Consider the following 22,653-nt stretch of genomic DNA (forward strand, 5'->3'; position numbering starts at 1 on the left):
TAGCTGACTCCGGCAATGCTTTAGAAAACGGTTTTTTGGAGTAGGGAGAGAGATGAAAAATCCCTGCGGAAAAGGCTACAAGGAATGAAAAGGGAAACCGATTGAATGGTGGATTGCTGACCGGAAGCTTACTCCGTAATTTTAGCCTGTGGCGGCAGGAGTGGAGGAATTGGCGCCGGAAACAAACGCTTCCTGGCATTTCTCCCTTCTTAGGCCATGAGTGGAAATGAGGGATGATGGAAAACAGTTTTCCTGCCTTTCTCATTCTGTTGTTGAGGGAGGGTCTTGAGCGAGAATCTGCTGTTCCTTTCCCGGATAGCCTTTCCGTATTTCACGATTTGCCGCCGTGGAAAAGAAGTTCAAGTTCTGGACAAAAGAGAAAAAAGAAATGTAAATAGAATGTGAATAACAGGTGTATAAATGAAATGGAATATCTGTAAAAAAGTTATGGAATAATCATAAAATAAATGAATTGGATAAATCTTGACCAGGCTTGCAGAAAAGCCTGGTGCCGTTTCCGGTTCAATGCCGGAGAAATTACCCGTGCCGAGCACTAAGGCCCCATTATTCCTTTTCGTTACCTATCTTATTGAGCAGCACAAGAAATTGCCGCACGGCAAGCAGGCGTTTAAGTAACCGGAATGAAGACGGATTTCTAATCCGTGGTCAAGTTCCTACCTTGAAGGGAAAGGATTTGAGAAAAAATTCCCGATGGTTCAAAGACATCCATCTGGGAACGGAAGCCTACCGGTTTCGTATGAAACGTAAAATCCCAAGGGAGAGGGAAAGGAACATTTTCCTTCTGTTAACGTACTTTTCAAGGGCCGGGAGGCCCTTATTCCCAGGACTTTCCTCTTCTTTATATCCTGGGGGGATGGTAGCGCTCCCCGGAGAAGAAAGGCTTCTCTGCCGAAAAACCTTACAGGGCTTATGTGACCACGGATTAGAAATCCGCTAAATTGGTTTCAGTGGGTGTTTTGGCATTTTTGGTGTCAGGCCGCTCCAATTAACTACATGATATACGACGAGAAAAACCGGACTTCCCTGACGTGGGGAGGTCCGGTTTTTTATCATGCCAGGGGAAGTTATTTCCTTTTCCGGCAATGGAAATTCATGGGAAACACTCCTTTTCCTAATGATAAATTGGTCATGTGCCTTGAAAAAATATAGAGGAGCAGGAAGGGGAGGAAATGGACAGGCTTCTCAATCAGCCGCTGCCGGAGGCTGGAGCTTGTCTTCCGGCAAAACGCCGGGAGGCACGAACAGTGCCGTGGACGGAATGATGACTGGAGAGGGAATGTCCGGACCGGACCAGGCAACGGACATATGGTCCGGACCTCCGTCCTCCTTGTGAATCACCACCAGAAAATAAAATCTGCCCGCTTCCAGTTGAACGGGTTCGGAAGCCTGGTTGGGCTGGTTGCTCCAATTATGGGGATCGGAATACCCCTTGACGGTGGCAATGCAGGCCATGTCCTTCTGGGTGGCGTCCTTGCCAAGCCACAGCTCCGCGGAATCGTCGGAAGACAGGTAAAGACGGTACTTGCCGCTGACGGGTACCCGGAGCAGGGCGGAATAACGGGCTCCGTACTGGTCGCCCAGGTTCTCCACATCCAGACTGCTGACCGTGTGAACCGCAGATGCCGCAGTGTCAAAAATCTTCCCGTGCGTCAAATCCTTCACCGATGCTCCCGGAATGCCGAACCATAGCTCCTGCACTACGCCGGGGGAAGGATCTCCCGCGTCAGAGACGCCGGAAGCCGCTTCCGTCAGCATGGCTCCGCACAGGAGGCTCAGGATGGGTAGAATAACGTTCATGAATGAATGGGGCAGGGGGATATTCCCTGCAACGACTACGGAAAGGATAGGGGCAACCTTTCAAAAACGGCGTCATTCCCGGGGTTCAGTGTCATCACGGGGAATATCCTGGTCCTGGCTGCCGTCCTTTTGGCGGCGCGAACCGCTTCTCCAAATCATCCAGCCGATCAGGAATGCCAGAACGCTCAGTCCGGCGACCCTCCGGGGAGTGGAAATGCCGCTGTCTTCCGTTTGGGCCGGTTGCCCCGTGTTTGCGGGAGGCTCCTGGGCATGCAGGGAACCGGCCAGGAAAAAAGCCGCCAGAGCGGCGGCGGAAAGCATGCGATGCTGAAAAAGGAGGCGTTTCATCGTTTATGAAAAGGTAAAACAGGAGTGAACCTTATTCAAACACATTTGTTCCGGCTGTTCCTGTTTCCGGGCATGCGCGGCTTGGAACTTCTTCCCGGTCCGGCATTTCCCGGAAAAAATCGTCCATGGTCATCTTTTTTGCAGAAAAAGCTTGCGTGTCCGCTGCTGTCATGATACTTTTCCCCCGTCCTCAACGGGACGCACCAAGACGAAAGTCAAGGGGTATTAGCTCAGTTGGTAGAGCGCCTCAATGGCATTGAGGAGGTCAGCGGTTCGAACCCGCTATGCTCCACCAAATAAAGGCCTTAAAGCATGAACGCTTTAAGGCCTTTTCCGTTTTATCAACCGTATTGAAAGTCTGGGGGTCAGTGTTTGGTGGAAGGAAGAGAAGTGGAACAAAAGATATCATTTCAACATTTGTTGTTTGAGGAGACAATCTTGTTCCACTTCTTGTATGAACGTATGATATTAAGGAAATAAAAAACAGGTTTGAAACGTTGATTCTGTTTTGTTGTCCTTTACTTATTGGCGCGGAGCTGGTCAATCAGTGTCTTTCGGTCTTGGTATGCCTGCGAAGGAATTGTTAGCTTGCCATAATGATCGTCTGATTTTTTCCAAGCCGCTTCCCACATAACATCAGATAACGCAGGCAGAGCGGAATCTGGAAGCAATTCTTCCGAATAAGCCATGAATTCCAGTTCATCCGGGGTTTTTGTTCTGAATTCCCCTTTGATTAATTGTGTTACATGCATCCTTTCATGACGCAGGGTGGAAATGCACTTGGCAAAAACTTCCTCCTCGTTAGTAGGGCTTGTCAGTATACGACGCAAATATGCAGGTTTGAACGTGATGCAGGGAGAGCTTTCCGTTCCTCCCGTTTTGGCATGCGCGTGGTCTCCTCCAAAATCTTTCACTTTGAGTTGGTAGGTTTTGTCCCCTTGAAAATAGGTATTGTTCAGAAAGTTGATAGCTTCATCATTTTGATTATTGGTGAGGTATGTTTTAAATGTATCCAGATTGCTCATGATAATTGGTTAGTGTTTACCAGGAATGGGAAGCGGTTGATTCTGCCATGGGAACGCTCAGCCTACAGATTCCGGTAATGTTGTTCCTACTCTTTTATTAGTTGGCTTTTCGGATTCTGCCGTGTTGTCTGTCGACACCACGACTTTATCTTTGTTCAGGTCTCGTCCAAGTTTACCCTTTCGAACGGCATTCTCCTTTTTTTAAAATAACGGCGAACTTTTCAAAAGATGGATGCATCGCAAGAATAACGTCATGGAAATAAACGATTCCATCACTCTTAGAGGCACAAACAGTTCTCTCGTACATGATGACGTTGCAAAAATGCCGCTAGGGTGGGGCGACATGGACAATGATGCATCATCATTTGCTTGTTGGGCCAACCATTTTATCAAGATATATTTTAATCGTGATGTTGGGGTTAAGTGTACTTTTCCCAAGTACAAATATCGCCCGGAACCACTTGAAAAAGGGGATGGGGGAGAATGGATGTGGTTTGTTGTAGCAGGTAATATTGCTGGGGGGACCTTTTCCGGAGTTTGTTCAGTAGATGATGGAATTCGTATTCGAGCTGTTTATCCGGGAGAAGGAGGCGGGAAGAGGGCTGGCACGCACAAGGAGAAATTTTGCTTAAATCAAAGCTGTAGCCTCTGCGAATGGATTCTTCATGGACGGCTTTCAGGTAGAGGTCCATGGTTTGTAGGGGATTTCCCGTTTCCCGGAAACGGATGAGCTGGGGATGGCGGGTGTAGCCTTTTGTTTGTCCCAGCAGGACTTTCCGGGCGAGCAAGCCTTCCCTCCACAGGGCAATCAGGCCGATGGCATCCAGATAGGAAGGGTGGAGTGACCAAAGTCTCATGGTTTTTTGGACTGTGAAAGGTCACACAACGTTGATTCTCCCTGTGCAGCACACGAAAGGCTGCAGAGGAGGGTATGGATTTCAGGCTGTTCTGTGAGAAAGCCGCCGTTTCAGTTCAAGAGATTTTTCCAGAATTCTTTAGTTGCAGGCAATGGCTATTGAGAAATGCGCGGAACCCTGAACTTCCTGAAAATGCCTGTTCTTTGTTATGGTCAAGGGAGACGTTTTGTCATCCCTGGGCTGTCAATGGTTCCGTGTCCAGGAAGGTTTTTCCGGACGGCAGAGGATAAATTTTCTTTGTTCCACGGGCAGACAAACGCTTTATGGCAAACAAGCTGCATCACTGGCTCATGCCTCATTCCGGAAGGGAGAACGGGAAAATGCTCCGTGATTCCTGTTTGGAATGCTTTTTCATCAGCCGTGCCAGGGTTGGCTGAATGGCTTCCGCCATGAGGCGCTGCCCTTCCGTGTTGGGGTGCAGGGGGCCGGCTTTTTTCCCGTTGATGACGACGACTGACGGGTCACAGAATAATTCCTCCCGCACCTTGCCGTTTCCATCCAGAAAGACGTCGCGAATGTCCAGAAATGTAACAAACGGATTTTTGGCATAGAGGCGTGCCAGCCTGTCATTGACGGCCATATCCCTTTTGAATTTTTTATCCGGGTAGGCTGCCGCGGCTACGTGCCAGTTGTAAATGTCGCTGGGCAGAATGCCGACCAGGAGAATGGAGGCATGGGGGAGTTTGGAATGGACTTTGTTCACCACGCGGCAGATGCCGTTGAAAGTTTCTTCCTCCGTATTGCCGCGTCCCGTGTCATTGGTGCCGATCATGATCTGGACCACTTTGGGGGAGACATGGTCCAGGATTCCCTTGCCCCCGATTCTTGCCAGGACGTCATCCGTCGTATTGCCGTTGAAGCCTGCATTGAAGGCATTGTAGGGAGCATAGTATTTTTTCCAGATGGGCAGAAAGTCCTGGCAGGGAAGGTTGTCCTTACGGTAGTTGTCCGTGATGGAGTCTCCGATGAAGACGTATTCCGGCTTGATGTTCCGGTGGCGTTCCTTAACGGCTTCATGGCGCGTTTCCTAGGTGTAGGCATGGTCCCGGTGCTAGGCTTCTGGTTTCAGGGTGGGCGGCAGGGACTCCGCTGCTTCCGATACAGCCGGAATCAGGAGAAACAACAAACAGAGAAGGAGTTTTTTCATGGAAAGGGAGCTTTCAACTTGTTTTGTGTAAACAAGAGCGTCCCGGTTTGCGCCTTTCTATCTTCTTTTTCCATTCCGCGCCGTTAACGGTAAAAAACGGTATCATGCTCCATGGCCGTGAATTGCTCAAGTTATCCTGTTTTCCCCGGAGGAAGACCGCCCGGAGAGTGGAAAACTGTTGGAAAAGGAGCGGCGGAAACTGTCTTTCTGCCTTACGCTTGCCGGAAGGCCCGGGAAATATATGGCAGGAGAGGGCATGCCCAAGGCTTCACATCCCTGTTGCAGGTCTTGTCAGGCCAGGGAGATTTCTCCCTGGATGTCCTCGGCCTCCGGTTCCGGGAGCGCGGGTTCCCGGACGGGGGCCGTTTCCGAGGCGGGGGATTGCTCCGTTCTGGTGTTGATGGCTTCCAGAATCAGTTCCACCGTGCGTTCCAGGCCGTAGTCGGACGTGTTGACGCACAAGTCGTAGAGGCGGGCGTTGCCCAGCTCCTGCCCGGTATAGTGCAGGCAGTGGGTACGGCGGCGGGAATCCATGAGGTCCATGGCTTTGGCTGCTCCGCCAGGCTTCACCCCGTAGTTTTCAGTGACGCGCTGCATGCGCGTGGCCCGGTCCGCATGAAGGAATACGCTGAACAGGTTGGGCCTCCCTTTCAGGATGAAATTGGCGCAGCGCCCCACAATGACGCAGGCCTGCCGGGCCGTGATGTCCCGGATAACTTTGCTCTGGGCCAGGAAGGTGGCGTCTTCCGGTGGCAGTTCCTCCGCCGTGTAAGCGTAGTTCTGCGCATAGAGTTCATGCAGGAAGCGGCTGGAAAGCTGCTGTTCGTGCTTGCGGATGTAGTCCGGAGTAAGGCCGCTTTGGGAGGCGGTCAGGTAGACCAGTTCCGAGTCGTAGAATTGAAGGCCCAGCCGCTCCGCAATCATTTTGCCGATGGCATGGCCGCCGGAGCCGTATTCCCGGTCAATGGAGATGACCAGGGGGGCGTCCGGCGCGTAAGCGGCTGTTTGCGCCAGCGGAAGGACTTCTCCTGCGGCTCCGGGGCGTGCCAGCCGTTCCAGCAGCCTGTCCGGCCAGAAGACGTGCCTGTTGAAAAAACGGACGATCATGCCCACCAGAACGGCGGCCACCACGGTTCCTTCCCGTATGCCCGTCAATCCGGGCAGGAACATGAAGGAGCAGGCCAGGCCGATGCAGACGAGCGTGCAGTCCACACTGGTTTTAACGGCTCCGAATTCCCATTTGAAGAGTTTGACGAAGGCCAGGCTCATGCCTTCCGCCGCCAGCAGAACGGCATCCGCCTTGACTTGCAGAAAGACGCCGAATCCAATGACGGCGCAGCTGAACAGGCAGAGGATTACGGACCAGAGGTATCCGGACGGTTCCAGGGGAGCCATCAGCCACATGGAGAAGTCCGTCAAGGCGCCGAAGATAAAGACGACGGGAATCTGGAGCAGATGCGCCGGACGGAATTGCCTTTTCAGCAGGGCCGCCTGCACGGCGACAAAGCTCAGATGCATCAGGATGGTGACGGTTCCCATCGTCAGCGGGAGCGCCAGGCTGAGCACATACGGCGTGCAGGAGATGGGGGAGACGCCCAGGTTGGCCTTGGCGGACAGGGCGATGCCCAGGGACATGATGAAGAGCGCCACGATCAGGACGAAGCAGCGCAGGATGTGTTCTCCAATGCTTCTCCGGACGTGATGATCTGCCATGATACCGGATGTTAGCTTTTCTGTCAGCGTCAAGTCAAGGGTTCAGGGAGAATGAGGCGGTTTTTTCCTTTTCCCCCTCCTCCGTTGTTTGCCGTTCCTGAGGTTGCCCGCCATAAGCAGGTGGGTATAGCCTGATGAACGGCCTCATGGCTGCGCCGTACTTTCCAGCAGGGAAGGAAAGAGAACCGGTCTTGTAAAAGGGAGCCGTTTTATCTATGCTGCAGGGGCATTCCGGTTCAAGCTTATGTCCAAAAAGAAGGAGAAGGAGGCGAAGACGAACGCCATGCGCCTGCTGGATATGCTGCATGTCCCTTACAGGCATTATTCCTATGAGTGCCGCGAGTTTGTGGACGCGTGGCATACGGCGCAGGCTCTGGGGCTGCCGGCGGAGAAGATGTACAAGACGCTGGTGACGGAGGGCGCGCCGCGGCAGTATTACGTGTTCGTGATTCCCATCGGCGCGGAGCTTTCCTTGAAGAAGGCGGCGCGTGCCGTGGGAGCCAAGGCTCTTTCCATGCTTCCTGTGAAGGATATTACCACCGTAACGGGGTACGTGCGCGGAGGCTGCACCGCTCTGGGAATGAAGAGGAAGTATCCCGCCGTGATTGATTCCAGCGCTGAGGCTCTGCCGGAGATGGTGGTCAGCGGCGGCCGCCTGGGCTGCCAGATTGAATTGAGCCCTGTGGATTTATGCCGTGCGGCTGAGGGCTCTTTTGCTGATGTGGCGGAGATTCCCTCCTCGTTGTGATTTCCATTGTCCCGGAAATGCGGACGGAAGGCGGTAAAAAGCTTTTCCCGGAGGATTTTTTTCTATATTCCTGTTGCAGTCCATTCCTCCGTTGCCATGAGTAGCCGTTCTCACTCCCGTACCTGCCTGGCCCTTTGCCATGTGGCTTTTGAAGATCTCGGCACGCTGGAGCCCCTTTTCAGGAGCAGGGGTTTTCAAATCCGGTACGTCCAGGCAGGCGCTCCGTATCCTTCCGTTCAGGAGTGGCTGGGGGCTGATTGTTGCGTAGTGCTGGGCGGTCCCGTGGGGGTGGGGGATGTGGAACGGTATCCCTATCTGAAGACGGAGCTGGATTTGGTCCGCATGCGTCTGGAGCGTCAACTGCCTTTGCTGGGCGTCTGCCTTGGCGCTCAAATGATGGCCCATGCCCTCGGCGCCCGGGTTTATCCCGGTACGGCCAGGGAAATAGGGTGGGGGCGCATATCCCTGACGGAGGCCGGGCGCCTGTCTCCTCTCCGCCATTTGGAGGGAACACCCGTTCTGCATTGGCATGGGGATACGTTTGACGTGCCTTCCGGAGCGCGTCTGCTGGCGTCTACGGAGATTACCCCGCATCAGGCCTTTTGCGCAGGGAAGCATGCGCTGGCTCTCCAGTTTCATCTGGAGGCGGACGTTTCCCGGATGGAGGAGTGGCTGACCGGGCATGCCTGTGAATTGATGGCCGCCGGGACGGATATTTGCGGGCTCCGGGCGGCTTCCGTACGGAACGGAACCCTGCTGGCCGGGCGCGCCGCGCTTTGCATGAATGAATGGATGGAGGCTGCCGGCTTATGAGAAGAAAAGACAGGGAAGTAGTCCGGCACGCGGATTTGCTGGATATGGTCGCCCGGTTCAAGGTGTGCCGCCTGGGATTGTGGGACGGCAGGGAGGTGTACGTAGTGCCCCTCAATTTCGGTTATGAAGAACGGGATGGTTCCCTGAATCTGTTTTTCCACTGCGCCCGGGAAGGGAGGAAGCTGGATATCCTGCAAATCCGCCCGGAGGTCTCTTTTGAGATGGACGGGGACCATCTGCTGATGGAGGGGGATACCCCGTGCCGGTACAGTTATGCCTACGGCTGCGTCATGGGCCGGGGCGTCGTCGAGTTCCTGCGGGAGGATGAGGAAAAAATCCATGCCCTGAGCCGCATCATGCTGCACCAGACGGGGCGAGAGGCGGCTTTTACCCCCGGCATGGTCCGCGCCGTATATGTTCTGCGTCTCAGGGTGGAATCCATCAGCGGCAAGCTTCATGCGTGTCCGGAACCTCCTCCTGCCTGTTGACGGATTTTGTATGTCTGGAGAAATCGCACCCCTGTTTATCCGCTGGAGCCTGCCGCACTGGGCGGCCCTGGGCGTCGTGGCTCTGGCCGCGGGGGGGCTCCTGTGGGGCTGCCGGAGGCTCAGGATGGAAAAACGCGTGCTAATCGGGAAGGCGCTGGGCGCCGTCTTCCTGCTGACCTTCCTGATTGAAACGTTCGGGCGCATTGTTAGGGAACACTGGGAGCCCTGGCAGGACAGGCTTCCGCTGCACTTTTGCAGCCTGATGACGCTGGTGTGCTTTATTGCCCTGTGGTTCCGCAAGCCCTGGGCGTGCGCCGTGGCGTATTTCGGCGTGCTGACGGCGAGCGTCCAGGGGCTGATTACCCCCATGCTTCACGACGGCTTTCCCTCCGCCGCGTTCTTCGCCTTCTTTGTGGGGCACGGGCTTTTATTGATTTCCGCCCTTTATCTTCCCGTCGTCTTGGGATGGCGCGCGCGTCCGTGGGATGACGTGAAAACGCTGGGCCTGTGCGACGCCTACCTGCTTCTGATTATTCCGGTGAACGTGTGGCTCGGAACGAATTACGGTTTTACCCGGTATGCTCCGGCCGGGACCGTGCTGGAATATTTCGGCCCCGCTCCGTGGTATCTGCTGACGCTTCAGCTTCCGGCCCTGGCCATTCTGCGGCTGCTGTACCTGACTGTCCGCATCAGGGAAAAGTAGGCAGGGCGTGGGCACAGCGTTTCCCATATCCGGAGCCCCATCGGTTCCTATTTCAGCGTTTTCAGGTCTTCCTTCGTGAACAGGTGGATGTCCTTTTCACGGGCATGGCGTATCTTTTCCGCCCATTCCGCATCCGCCAGCAGGGCGCGCCCTACGGCAATGAGGTCGAACTCCCCGGCTTTCAGCCGTTCCACCAGTGGTTCCACACTGGCGGCCTCCGCTTCCGGGCCGCCGTCAAAGGCATTCGTAAAATCCCCCTTGAGTCCCACGGAACCGACGGAGATGGAGGGCTTTCCAGTAAGCTTCTTGGTCCAGCCGGCCAGGTTGAGGCGGGAACCTTCAAACTCCGGTTCCCAGAACCGGCGCGTGGAACAGTCAAAAATGTCCACGCCCGCTTCCGTCAGGGGTGTCAGAAAATCTTCCAGTTCCACGGGGGTGTGCGCCAGCTTGGCATCGTAATGGCCGGTTTTCCATTGGGAGAAGCGGAAGATGATGGGGAACTGGCTGCCGACCGCCTTGCGTACGGCATGGACAATGCTGCTGGCAAAACGGGTGCGGCCCACCAGGTCTCCGCCGTATTCGTCCGTGCGCCTGTTGGTCTCCTTCCAGAAAAACTGGTCGATCAGGTAGCCGTGCGCTCCATGCAGTTCCACACCGTCAAAGCCCAGCCGTTTGGCATCCGCCGCGGCGCGCGCGAAAGCGTCGATGACTTCTTCAATCTTGGCGATGCTCATGGGCTCCGCCGTTTGTTCCAGCGTGTTCACGTCAATTCCGGATGGTCCGATGGGAGGCAGTTCCGGATTGGGCAGGTTCTCTCCCTTGAAGGGCCGGGCCATGCCCACGTGCCAAAGCTGGGGGGCTATTTTGCAATCCGTGGTATGAACGGCTTCCAACACCTTTTTCCATCCCCGCAGGGAGGCCCCGCCGAAGAAATTGGGGTAATTGGAGGAAGGGGAGGCGCTGGGTTCGTCAATAAAGGTGCCCTCCGTGATGATGAGCCCTACTTCATGTTTTGCCCGGCTCTTGTAATACGCGGCCACCTGGTCCGTAGGAACCCCGCTGGGAGAAAATCCCCGGGTCATGGCCGGGAGAACGATGCGGGTGGGAGTGTCGAGCTTGCGTGAATGAAAAGGCTGGAACAGAATTTCCATGTCCCTGATCTTGAGTTCGTCCTGTGCGTTCATGAGAATAAAAGGCGTTATATCTGAAGCGGCCCGGATATGGGCCGGGATGATACAGGTATGAGACACTTTCCGGCATCCTCCCGTTCATCCCTGATGCTGGCTGTGGATCATTGATTCGTTTGAGGCAGGACTCCCCTCAACCGCATTTGCCGGAAGAGACAGGAAATTCCGGAGCAGGGACTTCCCGTCCGGCGTCAGGATGGATTCCGGATGAAACTGGATGCCGTAAAGGGGGCGGGACCTGTGGCGAATGGCCTGGATGTTTCCCCCGGAATCCCTTGCGGTGACGACCAGTTCCTCCGGCCAGGGAGTGGCGGCAAGACGCCAGGAATGGTATAGGCCTGCGGGGAATTCCTCCGGCAGCCCCTCCAGAAGGGGGCAGCTCTCCGTCCGGCGTATGGGTTCACGGACCCCGTGAAGCGGCTGGGAGAGATGTTCCAGCCGGGCCCCGAAGCGTATGCCCAGGATCTGGTGCCCCAGGCATACGCCCAGCACCGGAGTGCAGGGGGGCAGGCGGTCCAGAAGGCGGAAGGTTGCCTGGTGGCATTCGTCCTCCACCGTTCCGGGCCCGGGGGACAGGATGAGTTTTTCTGCCGCCTGAACCGCCTGTTCCAGTTCCGGCGAAAGGTTGGAGACCACGCGCGGAACGGCCATTCCCGTCACTCTGACGAGTTCCGCGAGATTCCAGGTAAAGGAATCCCGGTGGTCGATGATCCAGACGTTCGGTTGACTCATGGCGCGCACATGATAGAATAATTCCCGCCAATGTACACACGGGAAGAAACCATCCTCCGCATGAATGCCCTGGGCCGTGCGGAACGTCCGTTCTTCTTTGTGATCTCCCATGATCTGGAGCACAACCTCCTGTTTGAGCTTCCGGAAACGGGGCACGAACGTATGGCGGCTTTTTCCCTGCCGCTGGGAGGCATGGGGGAGCAGGGCAACTGGCCGCCGCTTCCGGAACGGCTGCGGTTCATCCCTTCCCCCTGTTCCATGGCCCGGTATGCGGCGTCCTTCGCCTCCGTCCGGAACCATCTGATGAGGGGGGACTCCTACCTGCTGAATTTATGCGTGGCGACCCCCGTGGAAACCAACCTGACGCTGCGCCATCTGTTCCGGTTCGCACGGGCTCCCTACCGGATGCTGCTGGGGCCGGACGCCCGTGTTCCCGGCGTGCATGGCCGCGGCTGCGTCTGCTTCTCTCCGGAACCGTTTGTCACGGTACGCGGGCGGTCCATTTCCACGTTTCCGATGAAGGGAACGGCTCCTGCCGCCACGCAGGAAGCCTGCGACTGGCTGGAGACGGATGAAAAGGAAAACCGGGAATCCGCCACCATTGTGGACCTGATGCGCAATGATCTCTCCATGGTGGCGGCAGATGTGCAAGTCAGGCGCTACCGCTACATCAGCCCGGTGGAAACGCGCGGAAGAACCATCCTGCAATGCAGTTCCGAGATTTCAGGCCGCCTGCCGGAAGACTGGCGTTCCCGCCTGGGGGAAATCCTGCTGAAGCTGCTGCCCGCCGGGAGTGTGACCGGAGCGCCCAAGGAGGCCACCTGCCGGGCCATTGCGGAGGCGGAGGACATGGAGCGGGGGTTTTACACCGGGATTTTCGGTTTCTTCAACGGGCGGGATTTGGATTCCGCCGTCGCCATCCGCTTCATGGAAGAGGATGAAAAGGAAATGGTGTACAAAAGCGGAGGCGGCATCACCGTCATGAGCCACATGGAAGATGAATACCGGGAAGCTATTGCCAAAGTTTATGTGCCGTTTGATTTTTGAAACCGTCAAATGGGAGGATGGCGTTCCCTGCCTGCTCCCCTGGCACCAGCGCAGGGTGGAAGCCGCCATGGACCTTCACGGAGCGGAAGGCTCCGCCGTTCCCGATCTGGCCTCCGTGCTGTCGGCCTGTCCGGGTCCGGAAGGCCGCGGCATTTACAAATGCCATATCACGTATGATACGCAGGGAAAGGCGCGCCGTCCCGTCTTTGAACCTTACCGTCCCCGGCTGGTGAAAAGGCTGGCATGCGTGGAAAATCCACGGCTGGATTACTTCTGCAAGTGGGAGGACCGGACGGAGCTTCAGACGGCAGGGCTGGGGTTGGGAGAGGATGAAGAAGTGCTGATCCTCCGGCACGGGCAGGTGACGGATACGCGGTACAGCAACGTCGTGTTCGGGGACGGCTCCTCCTGGGTGACTCCGGAAACTTTTCTGCTTCCCGGCACCAAGCGCGCATTCCTGCTGGCGTGCGGAGCCATTGAAGAGCTTTCCATCAAAGCGGAGGATATAAAAAAATTCCGCTTCTGTTCCCTGATTAACGCCATGCTGGACCCCGGCGACGTGGTGGTGCGGACGGAGGATATCGTCTATCCTTAACCGGTTTTATAAATTTATATATTACAGGAGCATGATCTACAATTCCTGATAATACCGTTGCATCAGCTTCGCCATCAGTTTGCGGCGTTCTTGAAGGAATGATTCGTAATCACTTATATCCATGCTGACAATATTTTGAGGGATACTGTTTTCCTCCAGATTGCGGTAAAGCATTTCTTCGTCGGAAATATTTCCGAGTGTAATGGCTTTAGTCCCGCATTGCTCTTGTACTTTGGCAAAATAGACAGAGGGAGGATCGTCTCCAATGGCTTTATTTACCTGCGTATCAAGATAGATATAATTGGCTACCTGATTATATTTTGTCTTATTATCAATGCCGTTCTTTTTCAGATAATTGCGCGGAAAAATATGGTGCACGTCTCCTGAAATGGTAATGAGATCGGAGACTTTAGTCCCTTTCATCAGCAGGGAATTGCAATTCAGGTTAATTTGAGCAGCAAGGAAGGTATTGAAGGCGGGACTGTTTACAGAAGACGTTTCCAGGTTCTGAGGCAGCGTAACCGTCCAAAATGTTTCCGATAGGGCAGAGGCCTCCACTTCTGTTTTGAAATTCAGGAAGCCTTTTTCTTCGATATTGCGCATATCACGGTCCATCTGCGTCTCCGGAGATCCGATGTATCTTGAAGTTAGGGTGGAGAGGACGAACCATTTTTGAACATGCCGTTTGATTTGTTCGTTTGGAATGGTTGGATCACTCCGCAGCATCAGATACAAAGTGTAAGCAAAATCCAACGTCATTTGTGAATTCAACTGTTTGCTGGAGACAAAGCCCGCACCCTTAAGGGCCATTACAAATTGTGTAAAATTGTGCTGGTTGATAAATTGTACAATGCCGGCATCCAGTTTCCGGTAGGATTCCGCTACGATATCATCCCGGTATTCCTTGGTTTCGAAATCCCTCCCGGACAATAAGCTGACCAAATCAGCAAGTTTTCCTCTGCGGAACTGGTGCATGAATGATACCCGTAGCATATCGCCGTAATCGGGATCGTAAATGTCATCATAATCATGAGCCAGCCACTTGATTTTATCCGCATACTTGGAATTCTGGAATTCCTCATCACGTACCAATAAGGAGTAAAAATCAGGTTTCACGGCCAGATGGCAGAAATAGTCCACTGTTTTACGCATCATACTGCCTTCATGTTCCATGTCCGCGGCCATCTTGGACATGACAAAGTCTGATTGGCTGAGAGACGTTCCTTTGGAATTGATACGAATGAAAATTTCAGTTACTTCATCAATATCCAATGTAGCATCCAGCTCAATCACGCCAATTTGCCTGTTGGCGATTCCTTTTAGAGAGGCAATGGATTTATTGATTATGTTGGGTTTGATTCCTTCATTGATGGTACAATATTCAACGGAGAACTCGAACGCATCGAAATCGGCATCAAATACGATGGAAATATCCGGTATCCATCGTTTGTCTTTTAAATGAGAAGCGTCTTGAACCGCAAAACGCTTGCTCGGATCATCAGCAAGAGGATTGAAGGCGATTTTGACGCGGTCTTTATTAAAATCTTCATCCAGGACTTCTTTGCCGGCGATAGCGGCCATCAGGGCGGTTACACGTTGCTGTCCGTCGATAAGTACTTTTTTTCCGTTGGCTTTTCCTCCATCCTTGGTTTTCACGTCAGGATTCTTCCAAGTAATGATATAGCCCGTAGGGTAGCCGTTATATAAGGAATCAATTAAATCCCGTACTTGGCTTCGTTTCCAGACAAAGGGGCGCTGAATTTCTGGTATAACGAAATCTTCCGCTTCTATCAGCCCCAAGACGGCGCTGACGGAATATTGCATCAACGTGAATTTTTCACCGGTCATGATATTTCTCTTTTATTGCTTCATCCACTATTGAGCTTATTTAGCATGAGGAGTGCTTTTCATGGATATTAGAAGTTGGGTTCACGCTTGAAATATATGATTTCATGAAAAAAGATGTGCAGATCTTTTCCCAGCATGTTAGCGGCATCATAAAACACCGCAGAAGGAGGAGCAATTGTTTTTGATCCTCTGAAAATAAAAACAGACTGGATTTTTTTGGAATGCCTTTTCAGCAGAGATTTCCTATTATCTTCATTTTAAAGATAGATAAAAAGTAAAAGCCGTTTGTCATATTTGGCAAACGGCTTTTAGTAAGAGTAATATGTTTTGTTTTTCCTTAAATGGCGCCGCAGTAGTGGGCGCAGAACCACATGGCGCGGGGATGGTGGAAGAAGGACTTCCAGAGGCTGCCCTTGAGGGTGTTTGCCCTGGAGCCGTCCTTGTTCAGGTAGCCGAACCAGTCGCCGTGCTGCACGTCCTGGAAGTGGGAGAAGGCCCAGTTGTGCACCATGTCGTGGCAGATGGCGTAGCGTTCCTCTCCAGTGAGCTTGTAGGCGAGCGTCATGGCAATGAGCGCCTCGTCGTGCGGCCACCAGAATTTCATGTTGTGCCAGTATTCCTGGACGGGCTTGCCGTACACGTCCGTAAAGTAGAGCAGGCCGCCGTTTTCCTTGTCCCACCCGCGCGCGAAAGCCCAGTCGATCATGTCGCAGCCCACCTTGATGAGTTCCGGATCATTGCCGCGGAAGCGGGCTTCCTCCAGCACGAACCAGCCCCCCTCAATGGTATGGCCGGGATTGAGCGTGCGTTCGTCAAAGTGGTCGATGATGGCGCCGTCAGGGCTCACCACTTCCATCACGGCCTTGAGCTCCGGCTTCATGAACAGGGTGCGGAGGTCGTTGATGCAGCGGTCGATCCATCCGGTGTAGAAGCCGTCCTCGTCACCCAGGTACTTGCGCAGTTCCTGGGCGGTCGCCAGCGTAATCATGCGTGTTCCCAGTCCCGTCGTGGGACGGTTCCCGGTGAATTTGGGAACCATCTTGCCGGGGGTGAAGCAGATGTCCGTAAAGACGTCGAACCAGTGGCGCGCGGCTTTTGCGGATTCTTCATTTCCTGCAGCTTTCGCATGGGCGGCAAAGGCGATGGCGGCAAAGGATTCGCTGTACGCATAGCGGCGCTTGCGGATGGGGGTGCCGTCCGCCTCCACATGGAAGTACATGCGGCCGTCGGCAGGGTCCACGCATTTCGCCGTCAGGAAGTTCAGGGCGCTTTCCGCCCATTTGAGCCAGTCCGGGTTTTTCTCAATGCTGTTGTACATGGTCAGCAGCATCCAGGCCATGCGGCCCTGGGCCCACACGGATTTGTCCGTGTCCACCAGGGTGCCGTCCGCGTCAAAGCAGTGGTAGAGGCCCCCGTTCTTTTCGTCGTAAGCGCGCGGGAACCAGAACGGCAGAACGTCTTCCAGAAGCTGGCGGCGGTAGAATGCGCCCAGGGTGGTCAGGTCAAGTGTTGCAGCCATAAGAGGGAAAGCGGTTTAGTTCATGGACCACTGGAAGAAGCCGATGGCTTCCAGCTCGGAGCGGAGTTCCTTGAGCTGTTCCGCGGTGGGGTTGCCCTGCGGCAGGCGGGCGGGACCCAGGTCAACGCCCAGCCAGCCCATCAGGGCCTTGGCGCAGCCCATGTAGCCCTTGGAGGCCAGGATGTTGATCATCTGCACGGATTTCCACTGGCAGTCGCGCGCCGTTTCCACGTCGCCTTCTGCAAAGGATTTCATGAGTTTCTGGTACAGGGCCGGGGCAAAGTTGAAGGAACTTCCCACAGCGCCCTTGGCGCCTACGGAGAGGGCTCCCGTGAACCATTCGTCCACGCCCCAGGGGATGTCCACGTTTTCGTCGTAGTTCAACGTGGTCTGGTACAGGGCCAGGTCCGGATTGGTGAATTTGATGCCCGCAAAGTTCGGGATCTGTTCCTTGGCCAGCTTGATGAAGTCTACCGGATTGAAACGCACGCCCGTCAGCACGGGAATGTCGTAATAGTAATAGGGCAGGTCGGGAGCGCCGGAAGCGGCGAAGGCGCAGCATTCCACCAGACGCTGGACAGTGCCTGGCTTGTAGTAGGAGGGGGCAAGGGAGCTGGTCGCCACGAATCCGCATTCCTGGGCAAAGGCGGCCAGTTCGCGGGCGTCCCAGACGCTGTTGGAACCGGTATGGGCGATGACGTCCACGCCGTACTTGGCGGAAGCTTCCTTCCAGGCGGAGTAGATTTCCTTTCGTTCTTCAAGCTGCATGGAGGAGGATTCACCAGTGCTTCCGGTAATGAAAGCCAGCTTGATGCCCTGGGAGGCAAGCAGCCTGGCCTGGGCGTCAACGCTGGAAGGATTCAGGGAACCGTCCGCCTTGAACGGAGTGTGTACGGCGGCCACCAGGCCGTGGAGTTTCAATGACGTGTTCATATTGTGTAGTGATATGAAAATAATTCGGGGAAATGATTACAAATCATCTTGGGAAAGACAACCCCTGAATCCTTTTGAATCAAAAAAGACCACATAAAAAAACGCGCGTTCTCCAAAAAAGAATGCGCGCCGGAGCAAGAGATGCTTCAAAACATTAGCGGACAGCCTGTTGCTTGATGATGGAATACATGGCTTTTGCCAGGGATTTCGCGTGCGTCAGCAGCAAATCTCCATCATAACACCAGATCATCACGCCGCCCAGCTTCTGGGTTTTTACGTACTGGCATTTTTTCTTAATCGTGGTGATGCCGTTAAAGTAGTGCTGCTGGCCGTCGATGGCGCAGAGGTCCGTGCCGGGGGCGATGTTGGGGTAGAGCTGGACGACGTTGGAATAGCCTTTCTGGGCGTCCCAGTTGCGGTTGGAGCGCGTCTCGTTGGTGTAGAACGGCAGGCCGACGACGATTTTGCAGTCCGGAATGTTTTTCCTGCGGATGGCTTCGATGTCCGTGAGCATGTCCGGATAGGTGGAGTGCTGTCCGGCGCGGTCATAGCTCATGACGTTGACGAAGTCCAGCAGGTCCATCATTTCACTGGTGGGCGCCAGGTAGTACGGATTGATCGCCGCGCTCAGGGACATGCCGCTGGCTCCCATGGCGGAGCGCACTTCTCCCAGCAGCAGGCAGAAGTTGTACCACTCCGTGCCGTTGTCCGGGTATTCCCAGTCAATGTCTATTCCGTCAAATCCCTTTTCCCTGGCGAAGGAAACGAGCTGGTACGCGAACTGCCGCCTTTTTTCCGCATTTCCCGTGAAAGCCGTCAACCCTCCGTCACAGTGGGCCACGCCCAGAATGATCTTGCTGCCCGCCGTTCCGCGAAGGTTTTTAAGCTTGTCCAGGCCATTCAGGAACTGGGCGTTGTTCTGCCCCGTCAGGTTTCCTTCCGTGTCACATCCCACGTTGAAGTAAATGAGGTCCGTGAATGATTTGAAGTGCTGGGCGGTCAGGTGGTTGGGGTTCCACTGCATCAGGTTGGTGTTGCGGTAGTAGGGCACCACGCGGAATTGGTAGGGATACACCTCCGCGCAGCCTTCCGGGGAAGGATTGGCGACCGCTACATTGGAGTCCTCCAGCAGGGCCACGCCCGTGCAGGAGGCGTCCACCTTGTTCAACCCTCGCGCGCGGGGGTTGAGGTCCACGCACAGCCAGAAGTAGTTGTCTCCTGCGGAGAGCGCGTGGCTTCCCTCGAATTGGAAGGTTTTGGCCCCCTTGGAGATGGTGTTGAGGACGGGGATGGCCCTCCGGTTGGCCTGCTCCGCGTTCGGGGAGAAGTAGGGAGTGGCGCCGGAGTAGAAAATCCGGGCCTTCGCGATGTCGGAGACGGAGGTGGTTCCGGCCATGGAGAAGGTCATTCCCTTCAGGATCTGGCTGGTTTCCGTAACGGTCACCTTGATCTTCATGATGGCCTGGCTGTCCGCGCCCGCATAAAGGATGGAGTGCGTTTGTTCACAGGCTGCCGTGGCGGAAGCCGCGTACAGGGGGACAGCGCCGGACAGGCCCAGGGCCAGGGCGCACATGCAGGTTTTAAAGGTACTGTTCATGTTTTATTAAGAGATGGCGGTTGTTAGATAGTGCGCTTCCTGACGGCGAGCAGGCCGCCTGCCGCCAGGAGAAGCAGAAGGGAGGTAGCGGGTTCCGGGACTACCAGGCCATTGGAAATCCAGTCCAGATGGAGGGCGTTTCCTTCGTCCCAGCGCAGTTCCCAGCGCCCCAGTTCCAGAGAGGGGTCATAGCCTTCCAGCCCCAGATTCCCCACCGTGATGGTGGCGGAGTTGGAGAGGGAGGAGAGGATTTCAGAGAAAGTCCCGTCCATGTTCGTGACGCCGGACGCATCCATGACCAGGTAGGACTGGTCCCTCTGCCAGATGGAGGAGGTGTAGTCCACCTGGTCGTCGCCCAAGGCCAGCGTCCCTCCCAGCGTCAGGGTGTCCGCATGCAGTTCCAGGCTGATCATGGAGCCGCGGGAGAGGTCAATCGTGATTCCGTTGGAAATATCAATGGCATTGGCAGTGATGGAGAAGCTGCCTTCGCCCGTTCCGAGGATGGAGACGTTGTTTCCCAGCGTCAGCGTGTCTGCATTCAGGCTGCCGGTTCCCATGACGGACAGCTCCGTTCCGTCCTCCAGCCTCACGTCCGCCGCATTCAGGGCGGCCTGTTCGCCAATGTGGAGGCTTCCTCCGCTTACGGTGAAGGAGGTTCGCGCTTCTTCCGTGCTCCAGTCTGCGGAATGGTAGCCGTAGGTTGCCCCGCTGCTGACGGAAAAGGTGCCTCCGTACACGGTCGTATTGGCCCGGATGCCGGACTGGCTGTTTGCGCCAGACATGGCGACCGTGCCTCCGGCCCCGGCGGCGTCATTGACGCTGATGTCCACGACAGATTCGTCCTGGGAGCTGAGGCCGTCTTCAAAGAGGATCCGGCGGTTGTCCGCCGCATTGAAAGAAGCCATGGCGCCGTCGTTGAAATGGATGGCGTTGTAAACGCTTCCGTCCTGGACTGTGTTTCCGCGGAAGATGATGTCCGCCTGGTCCGCCGTCAGGGAAATGGAGCCTCCTCCCTGCAGGTTGATGGCGCCTCCGGCGTTTTCCGCACTGTTGTTTTCAAACAGCACCGTCCCGGTGTTGCCGGAAATGGCAACGTTGTAGGCGTCCAGGGCTCCCCCTTCATAAGCTGTGTTGCCGGAGAAGGAGGCGGCGCCGGAATCGGAGATGGTGATGTCCCCGTAGGCTCCGATGGCGCCCCCGTAGGTGGATGCGTGGTTGTCTGAAAAGGTCAGGGCCCCCACGCCGGAGAAGGTGACGTTTCCATCCGAATAGATGGCGCCCCCGCCGCCGTCCCGGGCCTCGTTGCCCGTCATGCTGAAGGAGGCGGCGGTATTGACCGTTACGTCCCCGCCGGACCAGATGGCGCCTCCCGCGCCCGCCTCCGCCAGGTTGCCGGAGAAGGCCACGTGGCCCACGCTGGACCATTCCACGGTTTCGTAATCGTTATTGATGGCGCCGCCGTTTTCTCCGGCCGTATTTCCGGAGAAGGAGATGTTTTCCGAGATGTCGGAGAAGGTGAGGCTGCCCGTGGTGCCTCCCGTATGGATGGCGCCCCCGTGGGTCATGGCGGAGTTGCCGGAGAAGCTGATGGCGCCCGTGCTGGTGAAGGAGGCTCCTCCGGAGGCGTAAATGGCTCCGCCGGAAGCGCCGGAATCCGCGCTCACGCTGTTGTTGCTGAACGTAAGGGCTCCGGTGTTGCTGAAGGCGACCGTATCATTGGCGGCAATGGCCCCCGCGCCGTAAAGGGCCTCTGTATTGGACATGTCGGCGGCATTGTTGGAGAAGGTCAGGCTGCCGATGTCCTGGAAGGTGACGTTTTCCGAGAGAATGACGGCCCACTTGGCTCCGTAGTTGTCAATGTTGATTCCGTGGCCGCCCGTGAAGGTGATGCTCTGGAGGGTGTTGTTATACCCGCGGCCGCCTGTCCAGCAGTTGACGTTTGCTCCCAGGGCTCCCAGATTCTGGTCCGCCGTGAGCGTAAAAACGGTATCCGTATCCGTCAGCACGCTTCCCGCCCAAGCCTTGGAGCCCAGTTTCAGAGCGGCTCGGGTCATGATGTTGAGCGTGCCCTTGTTGTTTTCCGTGTTCAGGAGGATGCCGCCTTCATGCCAGTTGACCATGCTGGCATAGGAGCTGCCGCCCATGTCCAGCGTGGCTCCGTCCTGGACGTCAATGACATTGGCAAGAGTGTGGCCGTTCATGGAGAACAGGGCTCCGGAAGCGATGCTTACGTTGCCCAGATTGCTGCCGGCGCCGAAGGCGTTGTCCACCTCCAGCGTCAGCTTGCCCGCATCCACGCGGACCGTGCGGCCGGAGGAAATCGTATTGGCCCTCTGGATGACCAGCTCTCCGGCGCCGGATTTAATGAGGCTCAGGCCGGAGAAGTTGGCGGTGGTGGGGTCTCCGTATTCGCCGGACGTGTTTTTATTGGCAAAAACCTGGTTGAAGTAGAGTACGGAATTTTCTCCGATGGCGAGCGCCAGCGCACTGCCGGCTCCGGTTTCGCAGACAATGGCATCCTGGTTCTGCGCATTGGAGGAAGTCCATGTAAGGGTCTGGTTGGCTCCCAGTTCAATGGTGGCCGTCGTGCCCCAGCCGGCGATGTAAATGCCGCGGCTGGCCGTGCCTCCGGATTCATAGCCCTGGGAAATGACGATGCGGCTGGAGGTTCCGGAAGCGAATTTAAGGGCGTAAAAATTGTTGTGCAGCTTGCCCAGGGAGGCGGAGTCATACCCGAACTGGTTCAGTTTGAGCGTTCCTCCGTTCAGCGTAATGGTGGGAGACTGGAAATTGGCTGTATAAACGCCGTTATGAAACAGGCGGCCGTTGCTGGCATCCAGCACGGCTCCGGAGGCAATGTTGATTTTTCCGTTAATCCGGTTGTTGTCACTGGCGGTGATGTTTCTTTCCCCGGTGAAAACCAGGGTGCCCGCGTTGATGTTCCAGACGCCGCTGGCCGTATGCGCTCCATCCAGGGTAACCGTTCCGGCGCCTGTCTTGGCGAGCGTGGCGGAGCCGGTGAGGCTGGTATCCCGGACTTCATAGGAGTCTTCCGCATTGGGGGCGTCCAGAATCAGCCCGGTATTGGAAAGAGTGGCGGAACCTCCGTTGTTCCCGGCAGCCGCGCCCGTCAGGGTAAGGGAACCTCCGTTCAGCGTGATGGCCGCACCGTTGTAAAGCATTTCGGACGCAGAGATTCCGCTTCCTACTGTGATGGAGGAATCCGTCTGGAATTGGGCCGTATTTCCATTGCTCCAGTCGGCGGAGGAATCATCCAGCCGCCACGCTCCGGAATCCGTCCAGGAGCCGTTTCCTCCATTCCAGAGGTAGTCCGCCGCATGGGCCGGGATGCAGGAGAGACAGCCGGCGAACACGCCGAAGAACAGTGCGGTAATTTTCATGTAGGTTCTAACAGATAGAGTGATAGTGAATAAAAAAGGGAAAACAAGAACGAACTTGTTTTCCCTTAAAAAAA

At 55.6% G+C, this 22,653-nt stretch carries 19 protein-coding genes and 1 tRNA gene; 7 read left to right on the forward strand and 13 right to left on the reverse strand.

Going from position 1 to position 22,653, the window contains the following annotated elements; translation table 11 throughout:
- Positions 1–1,203: 1,203 nt before the first annotated feature.
- Both J5W70_RS10890 and J5W70_RS10895 read right to left on the reverse strand, forming a co-directional pair.
- Positions 1,204–1,818, reverse strand: a complete 615-nt coding sequence (locus J5W70_RS10890) for a PA14 domain-containing protein (RefSeq protein ID WP_022398242.1) — start codon at positions 1,816–1,818, stop codon at positions 1,204–1,206.
- A 72-nt stretch (positions 1,819–1,890) separates the two neighbouring features.
- Positions 1,891–2,166 carry a hypothetical protein gene (locus J5W70_RS10895; protein ID WP_215837059.1) on the reverse strand — a complete coding sequence of 92 codons (276 nt, stop codon included), beginning with the start codon at positions 2,164–2,166 and terminating at the stop codon, positions 1,891–1,893.
- Positions 2,167–2,385: 219 nt separating this feature from the next.
- Between J5W70_RS10895 and J5W70_RS10900 the strand changes: the two genes are divergently transcribed.
- Positions 2,386–2,461 (forward strand) — tRNA-Ala (locus tag J5W70_RS10900).
- Positions 2,462–2,684: 223 nt separating this feature from the next.
- Here J5W70_RS10900 and J5W70_RS10905 read toward each other — a convergent pair.
- From J5W70_RS10905 to J5W70_RS10920, 4 genes are all read right to left on the reverse strand, one after another.
- Positions 2,685–3,191, reverse strand: a complete 507-nt coding sequence (locus J5W70_RS10905; RefSeq protein WP_022398244.1) for a hypothetical protein — start codon at positions 3,189–3,191, stop codon at positions 2,685–2,687.
- A 419-nt stretch (positions 3,192–3,610) separates the two neighbouring features.
- Positions 3,611–4,048 (reverse strand): pyrimidine dimer DNA glycosylase/endonuclease V, encoded by a 438-nt coding sequence (locus J5W70_RS10910; RefSeq protein ID WP_022398245.1) that lies wholly within the window; start codon positions 4,046–4,048, stop codon positions 3,611–3,613.
- Positions 4,049–4,403: 355 nt separating this feature from the next.
- Positions 4,404–5,096, reverse strand: coding sequence for a GDSL-type esterase/lipase family protein (locus tag J5W70_RS10915; protein ID WP_102728834.1), 693 nt, complete (start codon positions 5,094–5,096; stop codon positions 4,404–4,406).
- Positions 5,097–5,546: 450 nt separating this feature from the next.
- Complete coding sequence (locus tag J5W70_RS10920) at positions 5,547–6,968, reverse strand: cytidylate kinase family protein (protein ID WP_022398247.1); 1,422 nt, start codon at positions 6,966–6,968, stop codon at positions 5,547–5,549.
- A 244-nt stretch (positions 6,969–7,212) separates the two neighbouring features.
- On the opposite strand from J5W70_RS10920, the gene ybaK reads away from it, so the two are divergent.
- The 4 genes from ybaK to J5W70_RS10940 all read left to right on the forward strand — a co-directional run bounded on the left by ybaK (position 7,213) and on the right by J5W70_RS10940 (position 9,720).
- Complete coding sequence (gene ybaK / locus J5W70_RS10925; RefSeq protein ID WP_022398248.1) at positions 7,213–7,716, forward strand: Cys-tRNA(Pro) deacylase; 504 nt, start codon at positions 7,213–7,215, stop codon at positions 7,714–7,716.
- A gap of 96 nt (positions 7,717–7,812) precedes the next feature.
- Positions 7,813–8,529 (forward strand): glutamine amidotransferase, encoded by a 717-nt coding sequence (locus J5W70_RS10930; RefSeq protein ID WP_022398249.1) that lies wholly within the window; start codon positions 7,813–7,815, stop codon positions 8,527–8,529.
- Entirely contained in the window at positions 8,526–9,017 is a 492-nt protein-coding gene (locus J5W70_RS10935; protein ID WP_022398250.1) for a pyridoxamine 5'-phosphate oxidase family protein, read from the forward strand. The genes J5W70_RS10930 and J5W70_RS10935 overlap by 4 nt, the downstream gene beginning before the upstream one ends.
- 10 nt (positions 9,018–9,027) lie before the next feature.
- Complete coding sequence (locus tag J5W70_RS10940; RefSeq protein WP_215832819.1) at positions 9,028–9,720, forward strand: YwaF family protein; 693 nt, start codon at positions 9,028–9,030, stop codon at positions 9,718–9,720.
- A gap of 47 nt (positions 9,721–9,767) precedes the next feature.
- Here J5W70_RS10940 and J5W70_RS10945 read toward each other — a convergent pair whose 3' ends face one another.
- On the reverse strand, positions 9,768–10,904 hold the full coding sequence (locus tag J5W70_RS10945; protein ID WP_022398252.1) for an NADH:flavin oxidoreductase: 1,137 nt from the start codon (positions 10,902–10,904) through the stop codon (positions 9,768–9,770).
- Positions 10,905–10,988: 84 nt separating this feature from the next.
- Complete coding sequence (locus tag J5W70_RS10950) at positions 10,989–11,639, reverse strand: anthranilate synthase component II (RefSeq protein ID WP_022398253.1); 651 nt, start codon at positions 11,637–11,639, stop codon at positions 10,989–10,991.
- A 30-nt stretch (positions 11,640–11,669) separates the two neighbouring features.
- Here J5W70_RS10950 and J5W70_RS10955 point away from each other — a divergent pair, with 30 nt between their 5' ends.
- Together J5W70_RS10955 and J5W70_RS10960 are read left to right on the forward strand one after the other, a co-directional pair.
- Complete coding sequence (locus tag J5W70_RS10955; protein ID WP_022398254.1) at positions 11,670–12,686, forward strand: aminodeoxychorismate synthase component I; 1,017 nt, start codon at positions 11,670–11,672, stop codon at positions 12,684–12,686.
- On the forward strand, positions 12,667–13,281 hold the full coding sequence (locus J5W70_RS10960; protein WP_022398255.1) for an aminotransferase class IV: 615 nt from the start codon (positions 12,667–12,669) through the stop codon (positions 13,279–13,281). The genes J5W70_RS10955 and J5W70_RS10960 overlap by 20 nt, the downstream gene beginning before the upstream one ends.
- A 36-nt stretch (positions 13,282–13,317) precedes the next feature.
- On the opposite strand, the gene J5W70_RS10965 is transcribed toward J5W70_RS10960, so the two are convergent.
- The 5 genes from J5W70_RS10965 to J5W70_RS10985 form a co-directional block, all read right to left on the reverse strand.
- Positions 13,318–15,129: a GmrSD restriction endonuclease domain-containing protein gene (locus J5W70_RS10965; RefSeq protein ID WP_022398256.1), complete on the reverse strand. Its 1,812-nt coding sequence runs from the start codon at positions 15,127–15,129 to the stop codon at positions 13,318–13,320.
- A gap of 337 nt (positions 15,130–15,466) precedes the next feature.
- Complete coding sequence (locus J5W70_RS10970; RefSeq protein ID WP_022398257.1) at positions 15,467–16,648, reverse strand: AGE family epimerase/isomerase; 1,182 nt, start codon at positions 16,646–16,648, stop codon at positions 15,467–15,469.
- Positions 16,649–16,663: 15 nt separating this feature from the next.
- A complete protein-coding gene (locus tag J5W70_RS10975; RefSeq protein WP_022398258.1) occupies positions 16,664–17,581 on the reverse strand; it encodes a dihydrodipicolinate synthase family protein in 918 nt (305 codons plus the stop codon).
- 154 nt (positions 17,582–17,735) lie between these two features.
- The gene (locus J5W70_RS10980) at positions 17,736–19,178 is read right to left on the reverse strand and encodes a glycosyl hydrolase family 18 protein (RefSeq protein ID WP_022398259.1); all 1,443 of its coding nucleotides are present in this window, start codon (positions 19,176–19,178) and stop codon (positions 17,736–17,738) included.
- 23 nt (positions 19,179–19,201) lie between these two features.
- Positions 19,202–22,579 (reverse strand): beta strand repeat-containing protein, encoded by a 3,378-nt coding sequence (locus J5W70_RS10985; protein ID WP_022398260.1) that lies wholly within the window; start codon positions 22,577–22,579, stop codon positions 19,202–19,204.
- Between the last annotated feature and the right edge of the window lie 74 nt (positions 22,580–22,653).

Source organism: Akkermansia massiliensis (assembly GCF_018847375.1).
Lineage (GTDB): Bacteria > Verrucomicrobiota > Verrucomicrobiia > Verrucomicrobiales > Akkermansiaceae > Akkermansia > Akkermansia massiliensis.